The organism is Flavobacterium sp. KACC 22761 (assembly GCF_034058155.1).
Classification (GTDB): Bacteria; Bacteroidota; Bacteroidia; order Flavobacteriales; family Flavobacteriaceae; genus Flavobacterium.
The window spans coordinates 1,284,815-1,308,667 of the sequence record NZ_CP139148.1; the positions used below are offsets into that span (position 1 = coordinate 1,284,815).

A 23,853-nucleotide genomic window follows, 5' to 3' on the forward strand; every position below is an offset into this window, starting at 1 on the left:
TATCATTTGTATTTATAGACATTTTATGCGCGTGAGGGATAGGTGCTGTCCGCCGCGGCGGAGCGGATAGCCCGACGCTATTTACGAAAGGCGCGCAATAAGCGGTTTGTTAAATAGCGCCTTTTGTAAATAGGGTCACGCCCAAATATTATTTACTCACTTTATATATTTCGTTTGCCGAAATCAGTTCCCAATTATCAGTTCTAAATGGTGATGCTGGGAATTTTTCTTTATTGAAAAGATTGATCTGTGAGTCGTCGTCGGCCCAGCCGTAATGAACTGCAACTGGATTTTGAACTTGATCGCTTGAAACCATTATTTTATTGTCTTTGATAGTCGCTTTTGCGGAATGAAAAACCTTATCAGCGCCGGCAATTTCGAAACCTTTTAATTCATCGTTATTTGGCGTTGATAATCCGCTACCGATGTTATCAAAAGTCAAGATGATTTGGTTGCCTTTTATTTCCTTAGATTTATAAGTTGGTCCGCTAAAAACTTGTTTTTTGCCATAAACATTATTCAATGCTATTGCTGCCAAACGCAAACCAACATCTTGTTTATTTGTTGGGTGAATGTCTTTTGCATTTCCGATATCTGTAGTTACAGCCATTCCTGTATTTTTCAGTTTTAAGGTTTCAGATTGTGCTTCGCGAAGTTCTGCCCAACGACTTCCTTTTTTGCTGTTTCCTCCATATTCATCAAAAGTTGATAATTGAACGAAATAAAAAGGAAAATCGCCTTGTTTGAATTTTGCTCGCCAATCAGTAATCATTAATGGAAATGCTTTTTTGTATTGCTTTGCTCGCCAAACATTGGTTTCTCCTTGATACCATAAAACTCCTTCGATCGCATAAGGAACCAGCGGATTTACCATTGCGTTGTACAATAATGATGGATAGCTATTTGGAGATAAAGCCGTTTTTACTGCGATAACTCTAAATTTCCATTTTCCGTCAAGCGGAATAACTTTGCTACCAATAATCAATTTTAAATCTTCAGATTCTCCGTAGATGCCTCCGCCTCCTCCGTTATCGACAATTCTCACGGCAATAACATTTTTTCCTTCTTTTAAAACATTTTCGGGTATTTGATAAATACGTCTAGCATCATATTGGAAATTTTTTCCAACTTCAATTCCGTTTACATAAGTAACATCTTCGTCGTCGATTTTTGCCAAACTTAATGTTGCTTTATTTTTAATATCTTCTGCCGAAAGTGTGATTGTTTTTCGCATCCAAACGATGCCGTCTAAATCGCCGAGATGCTGACTTTCCCAGATACTTGGCGTGTTTAATCCGCCCCAAGAACTATCATCAAAAGAAAGTTCTTTAAAAGTATTTTCATTTGCTGCACTTACTGGTTTTCCTTGAATTTTTTCGATTCTTTCGTTCATTCGCTTGGCATACAATTTTGAAATAGAATCTACATTCATTACCGGAACATCGGAAATCATGTTTTTAAATTCATCGCTTTTCTCAAATGCTTCACGGCTTGTCCAGGTTTCGATATTGGTTCCGCCCCAAGATGTATTTATGATTCCGATTGGGATTTTTAATTCGGCATATAATTTTCTAGCGAAATAAAATCCGACAGCGGTAAAATTACCAACTGTTTCTTTACTTGAAACTTCCCATTTTCCTGCTTTTAAATCGTCTTTTGGTTTTCCGCTAAAATCGCGCTCGACACCAAAATGGCGAATCATCGGATAATTGGCATTGTTCATTTCGTTTTCAGCATTGATGGTTTTTGCAACCTGAAATTCCATATTTGATTGTCCACTACAAATCCAAACTTCGCCAATCAAAACATTTTTAATTGTGATTTTATTTTTTCCAATTATTTCTAATTCAAAAGGTCCGCCGGCTTTTTCAGCATCTAAATTGACAGTCCATCTTCCATTTTTATCGGCTTGTGTTTTCTTGATTTGTTTGTTGAAATGAATTTCTACTTTTTCATTGGCGTCGGCAAAACCCCAAACTGGAATTGCTTTATTGCGTTGCAATACCATTCCGTCTGAAAACAAAAGAGGCATTTTGACATTGGCATTTGCAATCATGCCACAAATAAGTAAAAGAAAGACTGTGATTTTTTTCATTTTTTCTATTATAAAATTAAAACCATATAAGGAATATGAATGATTTTAAGCTAGCAATGAGGCTGAACTTAATTCACTCATATTCCTTATATGGTAAATTTACTGTTTTCTTCTTACTGAATTGTTATAGCAATCTCAGTTTTGATATCTCTAGATGAATTTCCGATTTTCAGCGTATATTTTCCTGGTTCAACTGTCCATTTTTTTGCTGAAACATCATAATAAGCTAATTCTTTTACCGGAATTTGAATTGTCACAGTTTCTGAGCCTCCAGATTTCACTAATACTTTTTTGAAACCTTTTAATTCTTTTGAAGCTCGAGCTACTTTTGAATCTGCTTTAGAAGAATATACTTGAACAACTTCTTTTCCGTCAACTTTTCCTGTGTTTTTTACTTCAGCAGAAACAGAAATGATGTCGTTTTCAGCATAAGAATTTTTATCTGTTTTAGCATTTTCGATAGCAAAACTGGTATAAGACAATCCGTAACCAAAAGGAAACAATGGCGCAATATTTTTGGTATCAAACCAACGGTATCCTATCAAAAGTCCTTCGGCATAATTAACCGCTTTTCCTCCAGGGAAACTTTTTGTCGCATGCGCAGGCGAATCCATAATATTTTTTGGCATTGTCCAAGGCAATTTTCCTGACGGATTTACTTTTCCTAAAATGACATCGGCCAAAGCATTTCCTCCTTCAGAACCATTAAACCAACTCCAAACTACCGCAGGTGATTTTTGAGTGATTTCGCCAATATCAAATGGAGCTCCGGCAACAAAAACTACTATTGTTCTCGGATTTACGGCCAAAACTTTTTTGATTAATTCTTCTTGTCCAAAAGGCAAATGCAAATCTCTTCGGTCAGAAGCTTCTGTTTCGTAATCACGGTTTGAACCTGCAAAAATTACCGCAACATCTGATTTTTTTGCTGCTTCAACTGCTTCTTGAACCTTTGCAGGATCTAATTCGTCAATTGTGACAGGACCATTTAATGTAATGTCCCCTAATTTTCCTTTACTCTTTTTGTCGTAACGTTCCAAATAACCTTCAGCGTAATTAATTTTTATAGAAGAAGGCAATCTGTTTTTTAAACCTTCAAGCGGTGTAACTTCTCTTTTTGTTTTAACTCCGGCACCAAAACCGCCAAGAGAATTTTTCTTCATTGCATTATTTCCGATAACTGCAATCGACTTAACGCCGTCTAGTTTTAATGGCAAAGCATTATTTTCGTTTTTCAGTAAAACAATATCTTCCGCTGCAATTTTGTAGGCATCTTGATAATGTGCTTCGGTAGCAATACTTCCCTTTGCACGCTCGCCTCCGCCCATTGCTTTTACTTGGAACAAAACTCTTAAAATACGTTTTACATGCAGATCAATTTCTGTTTCTGAAATTTCTCCTGCTTTTACTGCAGCAATTAATTTATCGGCCAAGAAAAATTCATTGAAGGGTTTTGGCGTTCCCATTTCGATATCCAAACCACTTTTTAGGGATTTTACAGTTGAATGAACCGCCGCCCAATCTGAAACTACAACACCTTTAAATCCCCATTCGTCGCGAAGAATTTTATTCAGCATATAATCGTTTTCACATAAGTATTCGCCTCTGAATTTATTGTAAGCACCCATTATCGCATACGATTTTGCTTCTCTTACCGAGGCTTCAAATGCCGGAAGATAAATTTCTCGCAATGTTCTTTCATCAATTTGAACATCTACAAAATCACGATTCGTTTCCTGATTGTTTGCCGCATAATGTTTTACGCACGCCATTACATCTTTTTCTTGTAAACCAACAATCAAAGGCACAGCGATTTTTTTATTCAAAAATGGGTCTTCAGACATGTATTCGTATGTTCTTCCTCCAAGCGGTGTTCTCACCATATTAATCGCTGGCGAAAGCAACATGTCTTTATCTCTAGCGCGTAGTTCTTCTCCCAAACTATTTCCGAAAGTATGCGCCATATCGGCATTCCAAGTTGCTGCTAAACCTCCGCCCGCAGGGTAATAAGTTGCAAAATCATTTGTCAATCCGGCTGGCGCCCAGCTGTCACGCGAGATTTCTTCGCGAACTCCAAGCGGGCCATCTGCCATTTTTAATTCCGGAATTCCCAAACGTTCTACAGCGCCTGTACTAAACATGCTGTTCCCGTGAAGCATTCCGATTTTTTCCTCAAGTGTCATTTGAGAAACTAATTTGTCGATTTCTGCATCGTGTTCAGAACCAATTTCTTTTCCTCTATATTCTTCGGTTTGTACATTTTCTGAAGCATTTGTTTTTGCGTCATTTTTGCAAGATGCAAAAAACACAAAAACCAATGCTGCCGACAGGTATATCATTTTGTTTTTCATAGATAGTTAGGTGTTTTTTTAGATTTAAAGATTTTGTTCCTCACACAGCTTCTCTAAATGCTGTTAATATTATGTTTGTGGTTTTTATTTGTATTAATTTACTACGATTACAATAATTAAAGTTTTTTAAATCTTACTGCTCCACCGCCAGCACCGCCAAGTTTCAATTGCAATTTATCTGAAGATTTTACTGTTTTCTTAGTAATCGCAACTGCTTCTGGATTATGTGTCTGATCTGTTCCTTCGGCATCAACATAAATTTGTGCTTCATAAGTCGCATTTGGATCTAAGAATGATAGTGAAACTTCTACATTTCTAGGTTTTTCATTTGTTAAAGTTCCTAAATACCAGTCGGCACTGTTTCTATCTTTTCTTGCGGTTGTGATGTATTCGCCAATTTTTCCTTCTAAGATTTTTGTGTCTTCCCAATCTGTCGGCACATCTTTTAAGAATTGTAATGCTGGTTTTCCTTCATAATTTTCTGGAAGATCGGCCAACATTTGAATTGGAGAATAAATCGTTACATACAATGCCAATTGCTGCCCGACTGTTCCCTGAATTCTTTTTCCCGGATAACCTTGTTTTACCTCAACATCAAAAATTCCAGGCGTGAAATCCATTGGTCCAGAAAGTAATCTTGTAAACGGAATAATCGTTAAATGATTGGGCGGATTTCCTTCGCTCCATGCATTATATTCCTGTCCGCGCGCTGCTTCTCTTGAAACCATGTTTGGATATGTTCTTCGTTCGCCCGTATCTTTTATTGATTCGTGGTATAAAACGGCTAAATCATATTGCGCCGCTTTTTCTAAAATGTATCTGAAATAATTTACTCCAAACTGCCCAAAATGCATTTGTTTCATATTCAATTTAGAACCTACGTGACCAATTTTCACCGTATGAATTCCGAGTTTTTTATATAATTCAAAACCGTCATCAACTTGTTTTAAATAATTAATTAAGTTGGAACCTGTTTCGTGATAACCAATTAATTCAATGTTGTTTTTCTTTCCATATTCTACTACTTTTTCTAAGTCGAAATTGTCAGCCGTTTTAGTGAAACTGAACTTATGCATGCGGTTTTCATACCAGCCCGGCGTCCAGCCTTTGTTCCATCCTTCGATCAATAAATGATGAAAATCTTCTTTGGCAGTAAAATCAATATATTCTTCGGCATGTTTGGTTGTTGCGCCTTGTTTATCGCTTTCCCAAAAAGTATATTTTCCAATGTGCATTCCCCACCAAATTCCTAAATATTTATAGGGTTTGAAATAGCTGTTTGTATTCTTTAATTTGTTTGGTTCGTTTAGGTTTAAAACCAAATAAGAAGTAATCAATTCTCCCGGATTTTCTCCAATTTGAATGGTTCTCCAAGAAGAAGTAAACGAATCTTTTACACGAACTTTTACACCATCAGCCCAAGGCACCAAATCCGATTTTAATTCTGTTCCTTTATTATTTACTAAAGTCATGCTAGCGAAATCAACCAAATTTGCTTCGTGAAAACTCAAAGCTAATCCGCTTTTGCTTTCGATTGTTAGCGGAGTCAAAACGGTATCTAGAGTACTTACGGGCGCATCTTTAAAAAGATATTCGTCGCGGTTTTCTCGGTTTGCCGGAATCCACCACGCTTTTCCGTCTTCTTTTAAGTTGAAAGTTGTTTTTTCATCCATAATAAAAATACTGTCTTTCACATTTTGTTTTGGATAAACATATCTAAAAGCCACTCCATCATCGAAAGCACGAAACTGAATTTGTAGTTTTCTTTTGTTTCCTGTTTTTTGTTGCAAATCGACTACCAATTGATTGTAGTGATTTCTGATGTTTTTCTTTTCTCCCCAAACCTGTTCCCAAGTTTCGTCAAAAGTTGAAGTTTTAGTTCCTTTAATTTCGAAATTTGAACTTAGGTTTTCATTTCCTTTTAAGACAAATCCCATATCTGATGAAGAAATCACTTCGGTCTTCCCATGAGAAACGGCATATTTCGGAGCATTTTGTACCAACTCAAATTTGATTTTATTCAATCCATTTGGTGATGCCAATTCGTAAGCGTCTTTCTTTTTCTGACTGTATCCAATCGAAACTGAAAGCAATAAAGCGGGAAGAATTAGGTGTTTTTTCATGATATTTTTTTGTTTTTTAATAAATCGGACGAATTAGGCTTCCGCCCGATTTAAAACTCAATAAAAACTTATTTTTAATATTCGTTACTTGTCATACTTTATTCGGCAGTAATTACAATTGTTGCAGATTTTAATCCGTTTGCTTTAGCGGTTAATTCCAATCTTCCAGATTTAGTATCTGATTGAACGATCACTAAACATTTTCCGTTAAGAGCAGTATGTTTCGAACCTTTGTACGATTCATGACTTACGGGATCTCCACTGCAAACGCCAACTATTTTTCCGTTTCCTTTTAATAAAAAGTTGATTTCGTTGTTTGCATTTGGAGCCAATGTTCCGTTGGCATCCAAAATATCTACGGTTACAAATGACAAATCATTTCCATCAGCTTTGATGGTACTTCTGTCTGCAGTCAATTTTAGATTTGAAGGATTTCCAGCAGTTTTGATTTCTTTTTCTAAAACCACTTTTCCATCTTTACGAGAAACCGCTTTTAAAGTTCCTGCTTGATAAGGAATTCTCCACATTACGTGCAAGTCATCGCCTTTTTTGCTTCTTTTTCCAACTGATTTTCCGTTTACAAAAAGTTCAACCTCATCGGCTTTATTATAATATGCCCAAACATCAACCGTTTGTCCCGCTTTCCAGTTCCAATGCGGGAAAATATGCAACACCGTTTTTTCTGTCCATTCACTTTGGTACATATAATAAACGTCTTTCGGGAAACCGGCCAAATCCACAATTCCGAAATACGAACTTACCGATGGCCATTCATAAGGAGTTGGTTCTCCGATATAATCGAAACCAGTCCAAATGTACATTCCCGAAAGATAATCGTGTTTTTTAATGACTTTCCAAGTCGCTTCGTGCGTAGAACCCCAAGGCGCCTGAACTTGATCATAAGCCGAAACGGTGTTTCCTGGATTTCCATCTGTAAATTTAAGATCCCAACGAACTGGCCATTTTTTTACAACATCAGAAACATTGTCATAATAACCTCGTGTTTCTAATCCAGAAGTTGTTTCAGTTGCTATAAAAGGTGTTTTTGGAAAATTTTCTTTGTGATGTTCATAGGTTTGATGCGCATAATTGTATCCAATCAAATCCAAAACTCCAGATGCCGCAATTGGGTTAATTTGAACATTCTTTTTTTCGAATTGCAAAGTAACTTCATCGATATTCATATTAACCGGCGGATTCATCGCTGCAGTAAGCGGACGAGTTTTATCATAATCGCGGACGATTCCAGCCAATTCTTTTGCAATTTGTACTCCGGTTTCACTCCATTGATCTGGAATTTCATTTCCAATACTCCAAATAAAAACACTCGCATGATTGCGATCGCGAAGCAATTGGTCGATCAAGTCTTTTTTATGCCATTTCTCCCAGTCGTTTGCGTAGTCATATTTCGTTTTATTTGTTTTCCACATGTCAAAAGCTTCATCCATGACAATGAAACCCATTTTATCGCAAAGATCTAAGAGTTCTGGAGCGGGTGGATTATGAGAAGTTCTAATTCCATTTACACCCATTTCTTTCAGGATTTCCAATTGACGTTCGATTGCGCGAGTATTGATGGCAGAACCTAAAGGCCCCAAATCATGATGCATGCAAACTCCTTTTATTTTGACTTGTTTTCCGTTTAAAAGGAAACCTTTGTTCAAATCGAATTTAAATTCTCTGATTCCGAAAGCGGTTTTATATTGATCAACAACTTTACCATCAACAATAATTTCTGTAACTGCGGTATACAATTCCGGTTTTTCTATTGACCATAAAATTGGCGAATCAACTTGTGCTTTTACATTTAAAATTGTTCCTCTTTTTGAAGTAAGAGTCATATCTATAATATCAGCTGACCCTACCTTTTTATCATCTTTATAAATAGTAGTTTCTAGTGTGAACTTCTTTGATTTTGAATAGTCATTCTGAATTCGAGTTTCAATATTTATTGAAGCATTTTGAGCTGTAACTTTTGGAGTAGTAATATAAGTTCCCCAATTTTCAACATGAAGTTTATCTGTCGTTTCTAGCCAGACATTTCTAAAAATTCCTGAACCCGAATACCAGCGTGAATTAGGTTGTTTTGAATTGTCAACCTTTACAATAATTTCGTTTTCTTTTTCGCCATAATTTAAATACTGAGAAATTTGATATTGAAAACTAATATAGCCATTCGGGCGTTTTCCTAAATAATGTCCGTTTATCCAAACTTCGCTGTTTTTGTAAACGCCATCAAAAATGATAGAAGTTATTTTTGTACTGTCTGCAGCAGCAACTTTAAATGTTTTTTTGTACCAACCTAAACCACCGTTCAAAGAACCTCCGCCATATCCGGCCGGACTTTTTTCATCAAATTTCCCTTCGATGCTCCAATCGTGAGGAACATTTAAAGTTCTCCATTTTGTTGTGGTTCCAATGGTATCTTTATCAACAATGCTGTCATTGAGATGAAAACTCCAATCAGAATTAAAAGAAACTTTTCGGTTGCTGAAAGCCTCGTCGTTTTTCTTGCATGAACTGAATAATGTAATTACTGCCAACATTAATAATGTCAGGCTACTGCTTAGATATTTTCTTTCATTCTTCATTTTGATATGATTTAGATTTTTGAAAAACAAATATAAACATACCAATAAGTCACTGTAACAATCACCTACCGGTTAGTTTCATATTCAAGCAATAGGGCTTTGGTTTCTAGCGAAAAAACAATTAGACAAGCCCTCAACCTGCATGTTTTTATATCTCACAAAAGCCAAAGGCAATGATGTAGAAGTAATTTTCAGCAACTCCTCATTGATGACCTGAATTTTATGCACTTTTTACCAATCAATTTCCATAAAAACAAAGCACTTTTGAAATTCAAAATCAAAATCAATTTATCTTATGGTAAATTTGACTACAAGTGTAAAACTTTTTTATACATTAGCAAAATATTAAGCCTATTTTTTTACATTTCTCATTTATATTAATACGATACTAACAATTTAACAATCAATTAATTTAAAAACGAAATATTAAACAACAAAACCCTAAAGTATGAAATTAATGGTAGTGAAAAACAACATTAGGTTTCGCATTGAGCTGCAAAATTGTATAAATTTGACCTTGAGATTTATAATAGACTCACTTGAAAAGAATTTAATTTCGAATTTTAACTTGTTAATGCAAAAAAATTACGCAAATGGATAACGGCACTGCTGTAGATGGCATTACAATTGACTGTGTAATTTTCGGATTTAATAAAGCAAATCTGGAAATTCTTTTAGTGCAGCATGCCGAAGGAGAAAGCGTTGGAAAATGGGGTTTGCTGGGCGGTTATCTTAAAAAAGAGGAAAGTGCAGATGAAGCTGCACAGCGAATTGTTTATGAACTCACAACCCTAGACAACATTTACTTAGAACAACTGAAGGCTTTTACAGATCCGAAACGTGTCAGCGAAAGACGCGTTGTTACTATTGGTTATTATACTTTAGTAAATCGCGAAGACTATAATATCAAAGCAAGTCAAAAGGTTATTGAAGCAAAATGGTATAAAATCAATGAAATTCCAGATTTGATTTTTGATCATAATGAGATTCTGAATTTTAGTTTGATGCAGTTGCGAAACCGTGTACGTCAGGCGCCTATTGGTTTTAATCTTTTGCCTGAAAAATTCACTTTGCTGCAATTAATGCATCTTTATGAAGAAATTCTTGGAATTGAATTGGACAAATCAAATTTCAGAAGAAAAATTCTGCACATGAAACTCCTTGTAGCTCTTGATGAGAAACAACAGGATGTTTCGCATCGCGCCGCAAAACTCTATAAATTTGACGCTGCTATTTACAAAAAACTGACCGAAAAAGGATTTAATTTTGAATTTTAAGGTTTCTTTTGAATTTGAGTAGTCAACTATCGCACAACTCCATTTCAGAATCCAAAACTTTGCGCTATCTTTGCGCCTTAATAACATACACTAAAGCAATTGTTGCAGTGTAATTTATATCCAAAAAAAGACTTAAACTCGATTAGAGAACTGATATATACAAATGAAGAAGATACGTAATTTTTGCATTATTGCACACATTGACCATGGTAAAAGTACATTAGCAGACCGTTTACTAAGTGCTACACAAACCGTTACAGCCCGTGAAGAAAAAGCGCAATTGCTTGACAACATGGACTTGGAGCGCGAGCGTGGAATTACCATTAAGAGTCATGCCATTCAGATGGAATACAAATACAAAGGTGAAGAATATATCTTGAACTTAATTGACACTCCGGGTCACGTTGACTTTTCATATGAAGTTTCACGATCTATTGCTGCCTGTGAAGGTGCGCTTTTGATTGTAGATGCTGCGCAAAGTATCCAGGCACAAACGATTTCAAACTTATATTTAGCTCTTGAAAACGATTTGGAAATTATTCCGGTTTTGAACAAAGTCGATTTGCCAAGTGCTAATCCAGAAGAAGTTAGCGATGATATTATCGATTTATTGGGATGTAAATTAGAAGATATTATTCATGCTTCTGGAAAAACGGGTTTTGGTGTTGAAAATATTTTGGCTGCCATTATCGAAAAAATTCCTGCTCCAAAAGGAGATCCAGAAGAACCATTGCAAGCTTTAATTTTTGACTCTGTTTACAACCCGTTTCGCGGAATTGAAGTAATCTTTAGAGTTGTAAATGGTGAAATCAAAAAAGGCCAGAAAATTAAATTCATGGCTACAGACAACGAATATTTTGCTGACGAAATTGGAACTTTAAAACTTAATCAGGTTCCTAAAAATGTAGTTTCGGCAGGAGATGTTGGATATTTGATTTCTGGAATTAAAGAAGCTCGCGAAGTAAAAGTTGGTGATACGATTACAGATGCAAAAGTTCCGACAACGAATATGGTTGCTGGTTTTGAGGATGTAAAACCAATGGTATTTGCCGGAATTTATCCTGTGGATACTGAAGATTACGAAGATTTACGTTCTTCAATGGAAAAATTACAATTGAATGACGCTTCATTAGTTTTTACTCCTGAAAGTTCTGCGGCATTAGGATTTGGTTTCCGTTGTGGATTCTTAGGAATGCTTCACATGGAAATCATCCAGGAGCGTTTAGAGCGCGAGTTCGACATGACTGTAATTACAACAGTTCCTAACGTTTCGTACTTGGCTTACACCAAAAAACATCCAGAAACGCCAATCGTTGTAAACAACCCATCAGATTTACCAGAGCCTTCAAAATTAGACCGAGTTGAAGAGCCTTTTATTAAAGCTACAATTATTACAAAAGCTGATTTCGTTGGAAACGTTATGAGTTTATGTATCGAAAAACGTGGTCTAATTACTAATCAAACTTATTTAACAACAGAAAGAGTTGAATTGAATTTTGATATGCCTTTGGCGGAAATTGTATTCGATTTCTACGATCGTTTAAAAACGGTTTCTAAAGGTTATGCTTCTTTCGACTATTCTCCAATCGGAATGAGAACTTCAAAATTAGTTAAACTTGACGTTCTTTTGAATGCTCAAACTGTTGATGCCCTTTCTGCCTTGATCCACGAAGATAACGCGTACAACATTGGTAAAAAAATGACCGAAAAATTGCGTGAATTGATTCCAAGACAGCAATTTGACATTCCGATTCAAGCGGCAATTGGAGCAAAAATTATCGCTCGTGAAACCATCAAAGCACTTCGTAAAGACGTTACCGCAAAATGTTACGGTGGAGATATTTCGCGTAAGCGTAAATTGCTGGAAAAACAGAAAAAAGGTAAAAAACGTATGCGTCAGGTAGGAAACGTTGAGATTCCGCAAGAAGCATTTATGGCTGTTTTGAAATTGAATGACTAAAGATTAGTATTAAGAATTAAGTACTAAGAATTAAGAATTAAGATATGACCCAATGACGAAAGTTGTTGGGTTTTTTGTTTATTTCCAAAACAATATTGATTATCAAACAGTTAAAATTATACATTTTTTAAGTAAGATTTATCTTATTTATTGAATAAAAAAAGACTAAATGTCTGATTTTTAACGCAGTTCATCGAACTTAAAGTTAATTTTATAGTAAAAATTGTATTTTTAATCCTACAACTTTAAAACTATAAGATTATGAAAACCAAATTTTCAATTGTTTTAGCCTTATTTACTTTTTACTTTGCAAACGCGCAGCAAGAAGATCAAGTTAATTCTGAAATGAATTCTGCAAAAGGTATCACCTTTGCTCATGGTGATATGTTTATTGAAGGTGCTTTACAAATTGCCACTGGCGGCGATCGTGATTATTATGCTTTTAATCCTAAATTTGGATATTTCCTTAATGATAAATTTGCCGTAGGCGGACAAGTTAGTTTTTCAAGTGACAAATATGAATCTACTAACACTAAAACCAATATTTTTGGAATTGGTGGATTTGCGAGATATTATGTTTTGGAACTCGATAAAAAACGTTTCAAAGCTTATGGCGAAGCAGGATTAGGTTATGGCCGAAACAAAATAGAAGACAACACTGGCTCTGATGACAGCAACAGTCTAACTGCCAACATCAATGTTGGTTTAAACTATTTTGTAACCAAAAATATCGCTGTAACTTTTGTATTGGCAAACTTACTATCATACAACAGCGTTTCTCCAGAAAATGGTCCATCTTCAAATACATTCGAATTAAACATCAACTTGTTCAATAATATTTTTGATCAGCCAAAATTTGGACTTTTGTATAGATTCTAAGTCCCAAATTAAAATATTGAAAAGCTGTCTCAATTTGGGACAGCTTTTTTATTCCTTTAAATATTTAACCTTTGTAACTTTGAGCCTCTGAACCTAAAAAAGAAAAAATGCTCGACGAAACTCCAAAACGATTTGACCGAATTGTTGCCATTCTTATTCAATTGCAATCTAAAAAAATTGTAAAAGCACAAGAATTGGCCGACCGTTTTGACTGCAGTTTGCGAACCATTTACAGAGATATTCGAACTCTTGAAGCTTCTGGAGTTCCTATTTACAGTGAAGCTGGAGTGGGTTATGCTTTGATGGACGGCTACAGATTGCCTCCTGTGATGTTCACGCGTGAAGAAGTCAGCAGTTTTATTGCTGCAGAAAAATTAATGCAAAAGTTTACTGATCCGTCTCTTGGAAGTCATCACGCTTCGGCGATGTATAAATTAAAATCGGTTTTGAGAAGTACGGATAAAGATTATCTTTCGAATATTGAATCGAGGGTTGTGATGCAAACTGCTGAACCAATGTTTAATAATAATTCTCCAAATACTTTAGCTGTTCTTTTTGAAGGTATAGCTGAGAAAAAACAAATTCTCCTTACGTATAAAACCTTTGAAAAAGACGAAACTACGCAACGAAATTTAGAACCCGTTGGTGTATTTCATGATAATAATAATTGGTATTTTCTCGGGTATTGTCATTTACGACAAGATTACCGCCAATTCAGAACCGATCGTATTCAGGAAATTAAAAAGACAGAACTTGACTTTACGATAGAGCACGATGCTTTGGAAACTTATTTGACCAAAACAGAAAATTGTCCAACAACAAAAGTGAGAATATTAGTCGATAAAAAAATTGCAAGATATTTGGCAACAGAACGCAAATATCATGGCTTCGTTTCAGAAAAAGAAATAGGCAATCAAATCGAAATGACCTTTATGTCTCGAAGTGTCGAAGAAGGTTTTCCTCGCTGGTTTTTGATGTTTGGCGATTATGCCACAATCCTAGAGCCTGAAAGGCTAAAAACTAGAACTTTAGAATTGTTAGAAGTCAACAGGCAAAGGCTTTTATAGAAAAAAAAACTCCTAAAGAAACCAAGTTGCATTAGGAGTTTTTTATTTTTATTTCTGATTTTTTACAACATTGTAAAAATTGTAATCGGTGTTTGAAGCATCTGTAATGCCTATATTTCTGCCCATCGTTACAATTTGTCCGCGATGATACGTTCCGTGATTGATGACCTGAAGCAAATAATCTGCAATTGGCAATTCACATTCAAACCACGGATTACTGATTTTAATTTCTTTACCCAAATCTTCTTCTGACAATGAATGGATAAAATGCTTCAATTTTGCAGATGAATTCAATAAACCTGAAAAGATTTCGTCTTTAGACAATTCATTTTCCGTCTTTTTCTGATGCATATCAGTTTCAGAAATTACAGAAAACCAATATTCTTCTGTTGACCAAATATGATCAAGTGTTTTTACAATAGTCGAAAAACTCGAAGGTACTTCTGCATATAGCAATTCATCAGATTTCGGCGAAAGCCAGTTCACAAATTGCTGATTTACCCATAAATTATAGTCTGCATAATTTGACATTATTTTTTTCAAACTCATAGCCGTTAATTTTAGATTTTGAATAAAGTTACAACGAATTGCTAATTATCTTTCCCAAAAAAATGGTGGTTCAATATTTAAAGCTCTCAAATACACATAAGCTTGACCGCGGTGATGCACTTCATTATCAATAAAATACAAAATATTTTGAATAATCGGAAATTCATATTGCCCAAAAAGATTAAAGTTTTCGCTAAAATCTTCAATTGATAATTGTTCCCAATATTTGTTGATTTCTTCAGTTGCTTCATCCCATTTTTCAAGATATTGTGCTTTAAAAATCAATTTTTCTCCCCCTTCTTCATTATAAGGCTCACTTGTTCTGTTTACGATTCCTTTTAGTGCCGGAACTGCGATTGCCAAAAGTTCATCGACTAATTTTGAAAAAGGGCGCATACCACCAATCGAAAACTCAAAGAAATCTTTCTCTGGAAAAAGTTCAATCAAACGACGCGTTAAGGCGCGGTGCCCTTGCCAGTGTTTCAACAAATCTTCTGAAGTAATTACTTGTGCTTCTAATGTTTTCATGATTTTAAAGTTTTAAATTTTTAATACTTCAAAAGTAAAATGGGCTGGTGACAACAGTTTGTCAGCAGGAAAAAATAATTTTAAAATATTTTTTGCTGTAGTAAAAACGCACCACCATAGAGATACTGTGCTAATTTATTTTTTTTGAATTGCCTCCAGCTTTAGCTGGGGGAAAATGATTATCAAAAAAGGCTTTAACCAGAATTTTAATGTTCGGCTAAAGCCTTTTTACATTCACATTAAGATGACCTCCAGCTAAAGCAGGAGGCAATTGATTTTTAAGACATACAGTATAATTCTGCTAGAAAAAAACTTAGTCCCGAAGCCTCGGGATAGTATCTTAGAATCTTTAAAAAAAACCTTTGTATCTTTGCACCTAAATAACTTTGGAACTTTAAAAAATGATTGAAGATAAAAATCCGCAACGTACCAGTATAGCGCAATTAGGCGAGTTTGGACTAATTGACCATTTAACGCGAAATTTTGATATTACTCAAGAATCGACTTTAAAAAGTATTGGTGACGATGCAGCAGTTTTAGATTTTAAGGACAAAAAAACAGTTGTTTCTACAGATTTATTGATCGAAGGCGTTCATTTTGATTTGGCTTATATGCCTTTAAAACATTTGGGCTACAAATCGGTGGTTGTAAATCTTTCTGATATTTGCGCAATGAATGCGAAGCCAACACAAATTACGGTTTCTGTTGCTGTTTCAAATCGTTTTCCGTTAGAAGCCTTAGAAGAATTATTCGACGGAATAACGCGCGCTGCGAAAGAATATAAAGTAGATGTTATAGGCGGCGACACTACCTCATCTCAAAAAGGATTAATTATCAGCATTACCGCAATTGGTGAAGCCGATGAAAACGAAATTGCTTATAGAAACGGAGCCAAACAAACCGATTTATTAGTTGTAACCGGAGATATTGGTGCGGCCTATATGGGATTGCAGGTTTTGGAACGTGAAAAACAGGTTTTCCAGGTAAATCCAAACAGCCAACCTGATTTAGATCCTTATACCTATTTGGTCGAAAGACAATTGAAGCCAGAAGCCAGAACAGATGTTCGTACACTTTTGCACGCGTTGGAAATCAAACCAACTTCGATGATTGATATTTCTGACGGATTATCATCTGAAATTATTCATATCTGCAAACAATCAAAAGTGGGCTGTAATTTATACGAAGACAAACTGCCTTTGGATCCTCAGTTTATTTCGACTTGTGAAGAATTCAATATTGACAGCACAACAGTGGCTATCAATGGTGGAGAAGATTATGAACTTTTGTTTACAATTGACATTAATGACTTTGACAAAATAAAAGGAAATCCGAATTTTTCAATTATCGGCCATATGACAGAAGAAAACGAAGGCATACACCTTGTAACGCGTGCAAACAGAAAAATTGCTTTAAAAGCACGCGGATGGGATGCTTTAAGCGAATAATTTTTAAAAATCTCAAATAAAAAATTCCAAATTCCAACTGTTAGCTCAGTTATTGGAATTTGGAATTTATATTTATTGGAATTTATATTTTAAAATAGCCCTTTGCTTTTAGCTTCTCTCACAAGTTCTTCATCAGAGCCGCTTCTGATTTTAAGCAATTCTTTTAAATTAAGTTTTCGTTTTTCAATTGCTGCAAAAGAAATTGGTATATAATGCGACATTTCTTCTGTTCGTGTTCCTTTTGATAAATGAAACAAAATCTGCTTATCAAATTCATCAATTTCAATTGAGTTATGAGGCGACTGATTCAGCATCTTAACTACTGACTGGCTATAATATTTTTCGTTTTTCATTACTTTATCAAAAGCAAAAAGAAGCTCATCAAAAGTCAAATCGTTTTTGATAATAAGTCCGTTTGGGTTTATGGTCCTAATGATTGTCTTGATTTTCAAAAGCTCGGTGTACATGGTGAGCAAAATTATTTTGCAATGTGGCATCTTTTTTAAAATCAATATTGCCAAATCTTCACCAGAATAAAGCTCTTTCTCCTCATAGGCCGGCATACTAATATCTAAAAAAGCGATATCAAAGTTTGGAGTTACATCACGTTCGAGCAAATCATAGGCTGATTTACAGTCATAAGCCTGAGCAATATGAAAATCATATTCTTTCGGGTTATAACGCGTGATCGCATTTTTATATCCCTCAATAATAAAGGGATGATCGTCGACAATTAAAATGTTTCGCGTGATTAAGTGCGAAATTGGAGCGGTTAAATCAAATGTCATTATTATGCAGGTTAATTTTTTGATCGATTGGGACTTTCACAACGAGAAGTGTTCCTTCTCCTTTGGCAGATTTTACAGTAACGATACCCTTACATTCTGCGGCTCTATATTGAATATTATGCAATCCAATTCCATTTTTGGTTCTTTTTGTATTAAAACCTTTTCCATCATCTGCAATAGAGAGCACTAAATGATTTATTTCACTTTTAAATTCAACAACAATCTTGTCAGCATCTGCATATTTATTACAATTTTGAAGTGCCTCTTGTATAATTCTGTACAAATTAATTTTTACGGCATTACTAACAAGATCCCATTTTATATGAGAATCAAATGTCGTGATTAATTTTGAATCATACGTGTTTCTTTGATTTTCAAATAGTTTCATCAAGATTGCAACAAAATTATTAATTAATTCCGATTTTTCTCTATTTAAGTCATGCGAAATTTCACGTATGTCTTCTTCAATATGTTTTAGTTCTGTCAAATATTTTTTTCTTTTCGCCGCTGCATGCGCTTCATCGACTTTATCAAGGCTGTCCAAACTAATTCTCACTCCAAACATTCGGCCCAAAACGCCATCGTGCAATTCTTGAGCAACCTTTTTCTTTTCCTTAATTCGGGTTGATTCAATTTCATTTTGCTGCGAAATCATCAAGTTGTAAATATCTTCATTTGCAATTTGCTGTTGCTGTTTAAAAAGCAATTCTCTGTTTTTTGCCTGTTGTGTCTTATAAACATAAAAAAACAAACCAACCAAAGTACAAATACTAAAAACATAAATCAGCGTTCTGTTTTTTTCCTGAAGATTCGAGTTTTGATCTTTTATTTCATTGGTTTCATATTCAATACGAGAAAATTTTTCTCCCATTTTTCGCTCCGATTTGAGCATCTTTTCATTCAAATTAAAATATTCTTTAGAATAAACAGATGCCTTTTTGGGATCGACAATAGCAATTTGCTTGAGCGCTTCCAAAGTATTTTTTCCAATGCCTAAACTACGCGCTAAAACCAATGCTTGCTTTGAATACTGAATAGCTTTAAAAGTATCTTTTTCAAAAGCATAAAACTCTGATAAGTGAATTCTGCTTGACACTGCCGCTGATTTTAAGCCTAAACTGTCTCTAATTGCCAAAGCTCTTTCAAATTGGTCTGGAAGCCCCGTAAAATCTCTTAATTTAAATTTAGAATAGGCAAGATTATCCAATAACATTGCATACAAAACGTTTTTTTCCTGAAATAAATTTTTCTGATTTAGGCCTTTCTGAAAATATTCTTTTGCTTGCTCATAATCATTCAAATTAATGTAAACAAAACCAATATTATTCAATGACGTTGCTTCTAATTGCAATTCTGAGGGAATTGTTTTATCCTTTAAAACAGCTATAGCTTTTTTATGAAATTCCAGAGACTTGTCATATTCTTCCCTATCGTTATATAATATCCCTAAAAGATTGTAACAATCGTAAAGAAGATCATTTACGTTTTTTTGTTTTTTTAAAAGACTCAAGGCTTTAAAAACTGCAATTTCGCTTTCAAAAAAATCTCCTTCATTGTACTGAAGGCTAGCCTTACTTAAATAAGTCTGCGCTAGATTGTATTGATCATTAATCCTGATATAAATTTTTTGAGCTTTAAAAAAATTCAGGAATGCACTATCAGAAATACTTTGCGTACCATAAAAATCTCCCAAATAAGTATAAGCTTTTCCAATACTCACCGAGTCTTTTGCACTAATTGAACGTTCTAAAATCAATTTCGATATATCACGATATGATTTTAGATCTTTCATATTGTAATATCGATTGGCAACCTTAAACAAGTTGGCTCTATTTAAAGAATCGTTATTCTTATCGATTATTATAGAAAAGGCTTTTTTTGCATATTTCTGTTTCAATTCATAAGACAAATTGATATCATTTGCTAAAGACAAATAACTTTTCAAACTGTCTTCTGTCGAAACAATTGTTCTATCTAGGCTCGTTTTCTTGTTGCATCCTAATAAAATGAGAAATAAAAACAATACTATTTGTGAAGTTTTTTTCAATGTCTGTTTTTGAATTTTACCAAAAATAATAAAACTACAGACACAAAAAAAGGCTGTCCTCATTTGGCAGCCTTTTTTTGCATAAAGAAACTTGTTTATTTAGTCAAGTTTTATAGTGTTTCCTAGAGATTGTCTGTCCTGACGAAATCCTTCAGATTGGTTGTTTTTTAAATCATTAGTTGTAGTATGAAAGTCAACTTTTCTATCACGTCCTGTAGACTGTCCACCACCGATAATTGTATCTTGTTCTGTTATAGAAGTTATTGGAGCTGCGAAAGAAGTTGCAACTACTACTAAAGAAAATAATCCGAATGTTAAGGCTGTTTTTTTCATGACCTGAGGTTTTAAATGTTTTTGATTTTTTTGTCTTTGGGGCTGACCGCTCTCTGCGAATCGATGGTGTAAAATTATACCCAAGCACAAAAAAAATTGGCATGAAAAAGGGAGTTTATGGTAAATCATACCCAAATGATAGTCATTGGGCGTCAAATTAGTGTAAATATCTAATATTTAGACTTCTATATAATTTCCTGCAGTGAAATTAGCGATAATTAGATCGACATTTCCTTTGTAAGTTTTAGAAAAAGGAATCTTTTTAGGGGAGTTTTTGATGTAACAAACTGAGTTTCCGTTGTGAATGCGCGAAATGTAGTTTTGATTAATGATATAACTATTATGAATTCGCACGAATGGATGTACTAAAATACTTTCAAAATGCTTTAAGGTCTTGAATGCAGTAACCATTTCGCCTGAACTCAAATAAATATCTGTAGAATTATTATCGGCTTGAAAATAGCAAATGTCAGCTGCATTCATATAGCGATAGTCGCCATACGATTTTACACAAAGTATCAATGGCTTTTCGATAATTTTTGGCACTTCTACTTCGTTACTATTAATTTTAGCTTCGTCTGCACTAACAATTGAAATTTCTTCTTCTAAAGGCAATTTTTTAGCTTCTAAGACATTTTCTTCTAAAACAGCATTATTTGATTCAATAACCTCAGTTTTTTGTTCTTTTGGCTCAAAAAGCACTTTTTCAAGCTTCAAAAGTGTTTTTACAACATCAACATGTGTCAGAGGCTTTAAGATATAATCAAAAACGCCATACTGAATAGCATCAAAAGCCAAATCTTTTGTCGGTGTAGTAATAATAATTTTGGGAATGACGGATAAAAACCGATACAATTCGCCGATAAAAGCAAGCGACAAATTGCTTGAGCTGTTTTCTGAATCAATTTCAAGAAAAACGAAGTACGGTCTGTGTTCTAAAACCAAATTTAATCCCTGCTGATAATTCGTCGCGGAAGCTATAAAAGTCAATTCCGAAAAACCTTCTGCAACAATTCTGGTTTTCAAAACACTTTCAGCGTCATTGTCAATTATAATGTAAGAATATTTTTTCAATTTGGTTTTTGGATAATTTTAAATGAACCTCAAATTTTTGAAGTTGGATTCATTTTCTAATTTTACTGTACTATGGGCAATTAAATTTACGCAATTATTTTACGCAAATAATTCATTGTTAACACATTACACGAAAATGTTAATACATAAAGACGAAATGCAAAAAAGTTCGACGAAATGCATTTTCAAAATTAAAAAAATCCCAAATTCTACCTGAAAGTTTCCGGTGAATTTGGGATTTATATAATGTTAATTAACAAAAATTACATTTTCATCAACCAGTTTTTCATTGAAACTTCGTTTTCGATAATACCTCTTAATTCAGAAATTTTAACGCGATCTTGTTTCATTGTATCTCTATGGCGAATTGTTACCGTTTCGTCTTCCAAAGTTTGGTGATCCACTGTGATACAGAAAGGCGTTCCAAGAGCATCTTGTCTTCTGTAACGACGACCAACCGCATCTTTCTCATCATAAGCAACATTGAAATCCCATTTCAAATCTTCGATGATTTTTCTTGAAATTTCTGGCAATCCATCTTTTTTAACTAATGGAAGAACCGCTGCTTTAGTTGGCGCTAAAACTGCTGGCAATTTCAGTACCGTTCTAGTCGAACCATCTTCTAAAGCTTCTTCTTGCAATGATGTTGCAAAAACCGCCAAGAACATACGATCAAGACCTACAGACGTTTCAACTACGTATGGCACGTAGTTTTCATTTAATTCAGGATCAAAATATTGAAGTTTTCTTCCTGAGTATTCTTCGTGTGCTTTTAAGTCAAAATCGGTACGAGAGTGAATTCCTTCCAATTCTTTGAAACCAAAAGGGAAATTAAATTCAATATCAGCAGCAGCATTTGCATAGTGCGCTAATTTTTCGTGATCGTGGAAACGGTAGTTTTCTTTTCCTAATCCTAAAGACAAGTGCCAGTTTAAACGAGTTTGTTTCCAGTGTTCGTACCATTTCATTTCTTCTCCAGGACGAACAAAGAATTGCATTTCCATTTGTTCGAATTCACGCATACGGAAAATGAATTGTCTTGCTACAATTTCGTTTCTAAACGCTTTACCCGTTTGAGCAATTCCAAAAGGAACTTTCATACGACCCGATTTCTGAACATTAAGGAAGTTTACAAAAATACCTTGAGCTGTTTCTGGACGCAAATAAAGATCCATTGCATTTTCTGCAGATGCACCTAATTTTGTTCCAAACATCAAGTTGAATTGTTTTACCTCTGTCCAGTTTTTAGAACCTGTTTCAGGATCAGCGATTTCAAGCTCTTCGATCAAAGCTTTAACATCAGCCAAATCACCAGCGCCCAAAGAACGCCCTAAACGCTCTCTGATTTCTTTTTCTTTAGCCAAATATTCAATTACACGAGCATTTGTTGTCACAAATTCCTCTTCGTTGAATGCATCGCCAAAACGAGCTTTTGCTTTTTCGATTTCTTTTTTAGCTTTCAGATTGATTTTTTCAGCATAATCTTCCACTAAAACGTCAGCTCTATATCTTTTTTTAGAATCTTTATTGTCAATCAAAGGGTCATTAAAAGCATCAACGTGGCCCGAAGCTTTCCAGGTCGTTGGGTGCATCAATATTGCCGCGTCTAAACCGACAATATTTTCATTCATCTGAACCATTGATTTCCACCAATATTCACGGATATTCTTTTTTAATTCGACACCATTTTGTGCATAATCATACACTGCACTCAATCCATCGTATACTTCGCTCGACGGAAAAATAAATCCGTACTCTTTTGCGTGCGAAACCACATTCTTAAATAAATCGTCTTGTTTTGCCATAGTGATGCAAAAATATAAAAATCAGTTTTAAAAAAAAGAAAAATAATAAAGATTGACAGGCTAATTTTGTTATTTTTGTAACCAAATTCTTTCTATTTGTGTTTAATTTCATAATAAATCTGTTTTTCCCGAAAGTTTGCACTGGATGCCGTCAAATTTTGCAGACCAATGAGATTGTTTTATGCTCCAAATGCCGTCATGAAATGCCTCTGACTCAATTTCATTTGGATAAAGAAAATGAAGCTGCCAAAAAATTTTATGGAAAAGTAGAAATTGAACATGCATCGGCTTTGCTTTATTTTATAAAAAAAGGAATTGTTCAAGAACTGATTCATAATTTAAAATACAAAGGCCATGAAGAAATCGGAACAGTTTTGGGCTTTTGGTACGCCGAAGATTTAAAAGAATTAAAACCAAACCATCCATTTGAAATTGTAATTCCTGTTCCACTTCATCCAAAAAAATTCAAGGAACGAGGCTACAATCAAGTTACCACTTTTGCAAAAGCGCTTTCAGACGGACTAAATCTCACTTTTGATGATCGCATTTTGTTCCGAAAAAAATATTCTAAAACGCAATCCAAAAAGAATCTTTTAGGAAGAACAGAAAATATTGAAAACATTTTTGACGTCAAATTTACCGAAGAAAATTATAACAAACATTTTTTAATTGTGGATGATGTTTTAACAACTGGATCAACTCTGGAAGCATGCTCAAAAGCATTATTGAAAATTCCGGGAGCAAAAATCAGCATTGTCTGTATGGCGATGGCGAATTCCTAACGGAGTTAAATTCTAATTTTCAAATTCCAAAATCCAAAATTAACTTCGAAAAAATTCCAAATATTTAAATTCCAAATTCCAAAATTCACAAACTTAACTTCAAAAAAAATCCAAATTCCAATTGAATCGTTTTCAATTGGAATTTGGATTTTAAAT

General features: G+C 34.5%; 17 protein-coding genes. 6 read left to right on the forward strand and 11 right to left on the reverse strand.

The features are described from left to right. Positions 1–148: 148 nt before the first annotated feature. The 4 genes from SCB73_RS05755 to SCB73_RS05770 form a co-directional block, all read right to left on the reverse strand. Positions 149–2,095 carry a sialate O-acetylesterase gene (locus SCB73_RS05755; RefSeq protein WP_320569137.1) on the reverse strand — a complete coding sequence of 649 codons (1,947 nt, stop codon included), beginning with the start codon at positions 2,093–2,095 and terminating at the stop codon, positions 149–151. Between the two features lie 113 nt (positions 2,096–2,208). Further along, complete coding sequence (locus SCB73_RS05760; protein ID WP_320569138.1) at positions 2,209–4,446, reverse strand: glycoside hydrolase family 3 C-terminal domain-containing protein; 2,238 nt, start codon at positions 4,444–4,446, stop codon at positions 2,209–2,211. Positions 4,447–4,562: 116 nt separating this feature from the next. Further along, positions 4,563–6,569: a glycoside hydrolase family 97 protein gene (locus SCB73_RS05765; protein WP_320569139.1), complete on the reverse strand. Its 2,007-nt coding sequence runs from the start codon at positions 6,567–6,569 to the stop codon at positions 4,563–4,565. Positions 6,570–6,667: 98 nt separating this feature from the next. Further along, positions 6,668–9,115: a glycoside hydrolase family 2 TIM barrel-domain containing protein gene (locus SCB73_RS05770; protein ID WP_413927828.1), complete on the reverse strand. Its 2,448-nt coding sequence runs from the start codon at positions 9,113–9,115 to the stop codon at positions 6,668–6,670. A 638-nt stretch (positions 9,116–9,753) separates the two neighbouring features. Between SCB73_RS05770 and SCB73_RS05775 the strand changes: the two genes are divergently transcribed. From SCB73_RS05775 to SCB73_RS05790, 4 genes are all read left to right on the forward strand, one after another. Continuing rightward, positions 9,754–10,437 carry an NUDIX hydrolase gene (locus SCB73_RS05775; RefSeq protein WP_320569141.1) on the forward strand — a complete coding sequence of 228 codons (684 nt, stop codon included), beginning with the start codon at positions 9,754–9,756 and terminating at the stop codon, positions 10,435–10,437. Positions 10,438–10,600: 163 nt separating this feature from the next. Beyond that, entirely contained in the window at positions 10,601–12,397 is a 1,797-nt protein-coding gene (lepA, locus tag SCB73_RS05780) for a translation elongation factor 4 (protein WP_026728216.1), read from the forward strand. A gap of 261 nt (positions 12,398–12,658) precedes the next feature. Beyond that, entirely contained in the window at positions 12,659–13,276 is a 618-nt protein-coding gene (locus SCB73_RS05785; protein WP_320569142.1) for an outer membrane beta-barrel protein, read from the forward strand. Positions 13,277–13,383: 107 nt separating this feature from the next. After that, positions 13,384–14,343 (forward strand): helix-turn-helix transcriptional regulator, encoded by a 960-nt coding sequence (locus SCB73_RS05790; RefSeq protein ID WP_320569143.1) that lies wholly within the window; start codon positions 13,384–13,386, stop codon positions 14,341–14,343. 48 nt (positions 14,344–14,391) lie between these two features. Here the strand turns inward: SCB73_RS05790 and SCB73_RS05795 are convergent, their stop codons facing one another. Both SCB73_RS05795 and SCB73_RS05800 read right to left on the reverse strand, forming a co-directional pair. Further along, positions 14,392–14,892 carry a DinB family protein gene (locus SCB73_RS05795; protein WP_320569144.1) on the reverse strand — a complete coding sequence of 167 codons (501 nt, stop codon included), beginning with the start codon at positions 14,890–14,892 and terminating at the stop codon, positions 14,392–14,394. Positions 14,893–14,937: 45 nt separating this feature from the next. Continuing rightward, positions 14,938–15,420: a DinB family protein gene (locus SCB73_RS05800; protein ID WP_320569145.1), complete on the reverse strand. Its 483-nt coding sequence runs from the start codon at positions 15,418–15,420 to the stop codon at positions 14,938–14,940. Positions 15,421–15,821: 401 nt separating this feature from the next. Between SCB73_RS05800 and thiL the strand changes: the two genes are divergently transcribed. After that, positions 15,822–16,868: a thiamine-phosphate kinase gene (gene thiL / locus SCB73_RS05805; protein ID WP_320569146.1), complete on the forward strand. Its 1,047-nt coding sequence runs from the start codon at positions 15,822–15,824 to the stop codon at positions 16,866–16,868. Positions 16,869–16,957: 89 nt separating this feature from the next. Here thiL and SCB73_RS05810 read toward each other — a convergent pair whose 3' ends face one another. The 5 genes from SCB73_RS05810 to SCB73_RS05830 all read right to left on the reverse strand — a co-directional run bounded on the left by SCB73_RS05810 (position 16,958) and on the right by SCB73_RS05830 (position 22,915). Then, positions 16,958–17,656 (reverse strand): response regulator, encoded by a 699-nt coding sequence (locus SCB73_RS05810; protein ID WP_320569147.1) that lies wholly within the window; start codon positions 17,654–17,656, stop codon positions 16,958–16,960. Continuing rightward, a complete protein-coding gene (locus SCB73_RS05815) occupies positions 17,646–19,703 on the reverse strand; it encodes a tetratricopeptide repeat-containing sensor histidine kinase (RefSeq protein ID WP_320569148.1) in 2,058 nt (685 codons plus the stop codon). The genes SCB73_RS05810 and SCB73_RS05815 overlap by 11 nt, the downstream gene beginning before the upstream one ends. A gap of 99 nt (positions 19,704–19,802) precedes the next feature. Continuing rightward, positions 19,803–20,036: a hypothetical protein gene (locus SCB73_RS05820; RefSeq protein ID WP_320569149.1), complete on the reverse strand. Its 234-nt coding sequence runs from the start codon at positions 20,034–20,036 to the stop codon at positions 19,803–19,805. 177 nt (positions 20,037–20,213) lie between these two features. Continuing rightward, on the reverse strand, positions 20,214–21,110 hold the full coding sequence (locus SCB73_RS05825; protein ID WP_320569150.1) for a LytR/AlgR family response regulator transcription factor: 897 nt from the start codon (positions 21,108–21,110) through the stop codon (positions 20,214–20,216). 263 nt (positions 21,111–21,373) lie between these two features. Continuing rightward, entirely contained in the window at positions 21,374–22,915 is a 1,542-nt protein-coding gene (locus tag SCB73_RS05830; RefSeq protein ID WP_320569151.1) for a glycine--tRNA ligase, read from the reverse strand. 203 nt (positions 22,916–23,118) lie between these two features. Here SCB73_RS05830 and SCB73_RS05835 point away from each other — a divergent pair, with 203 nt between their 5' ends. Further along, positions 23,119–23,697 carry a ComF family protein gene (locus SCB73_RS05835; protein WP_320569152.1) on the forward strand — a complete coding sequence of 193 codons (579 nt, stop codon included), beginning with the start codon at positions 23,119–23,121 and terminating at the stop codon, positions 23,695–23,697. The last annotated feature ends 156 nt before the right edge of the window (positions 23,698–23,853 follow it).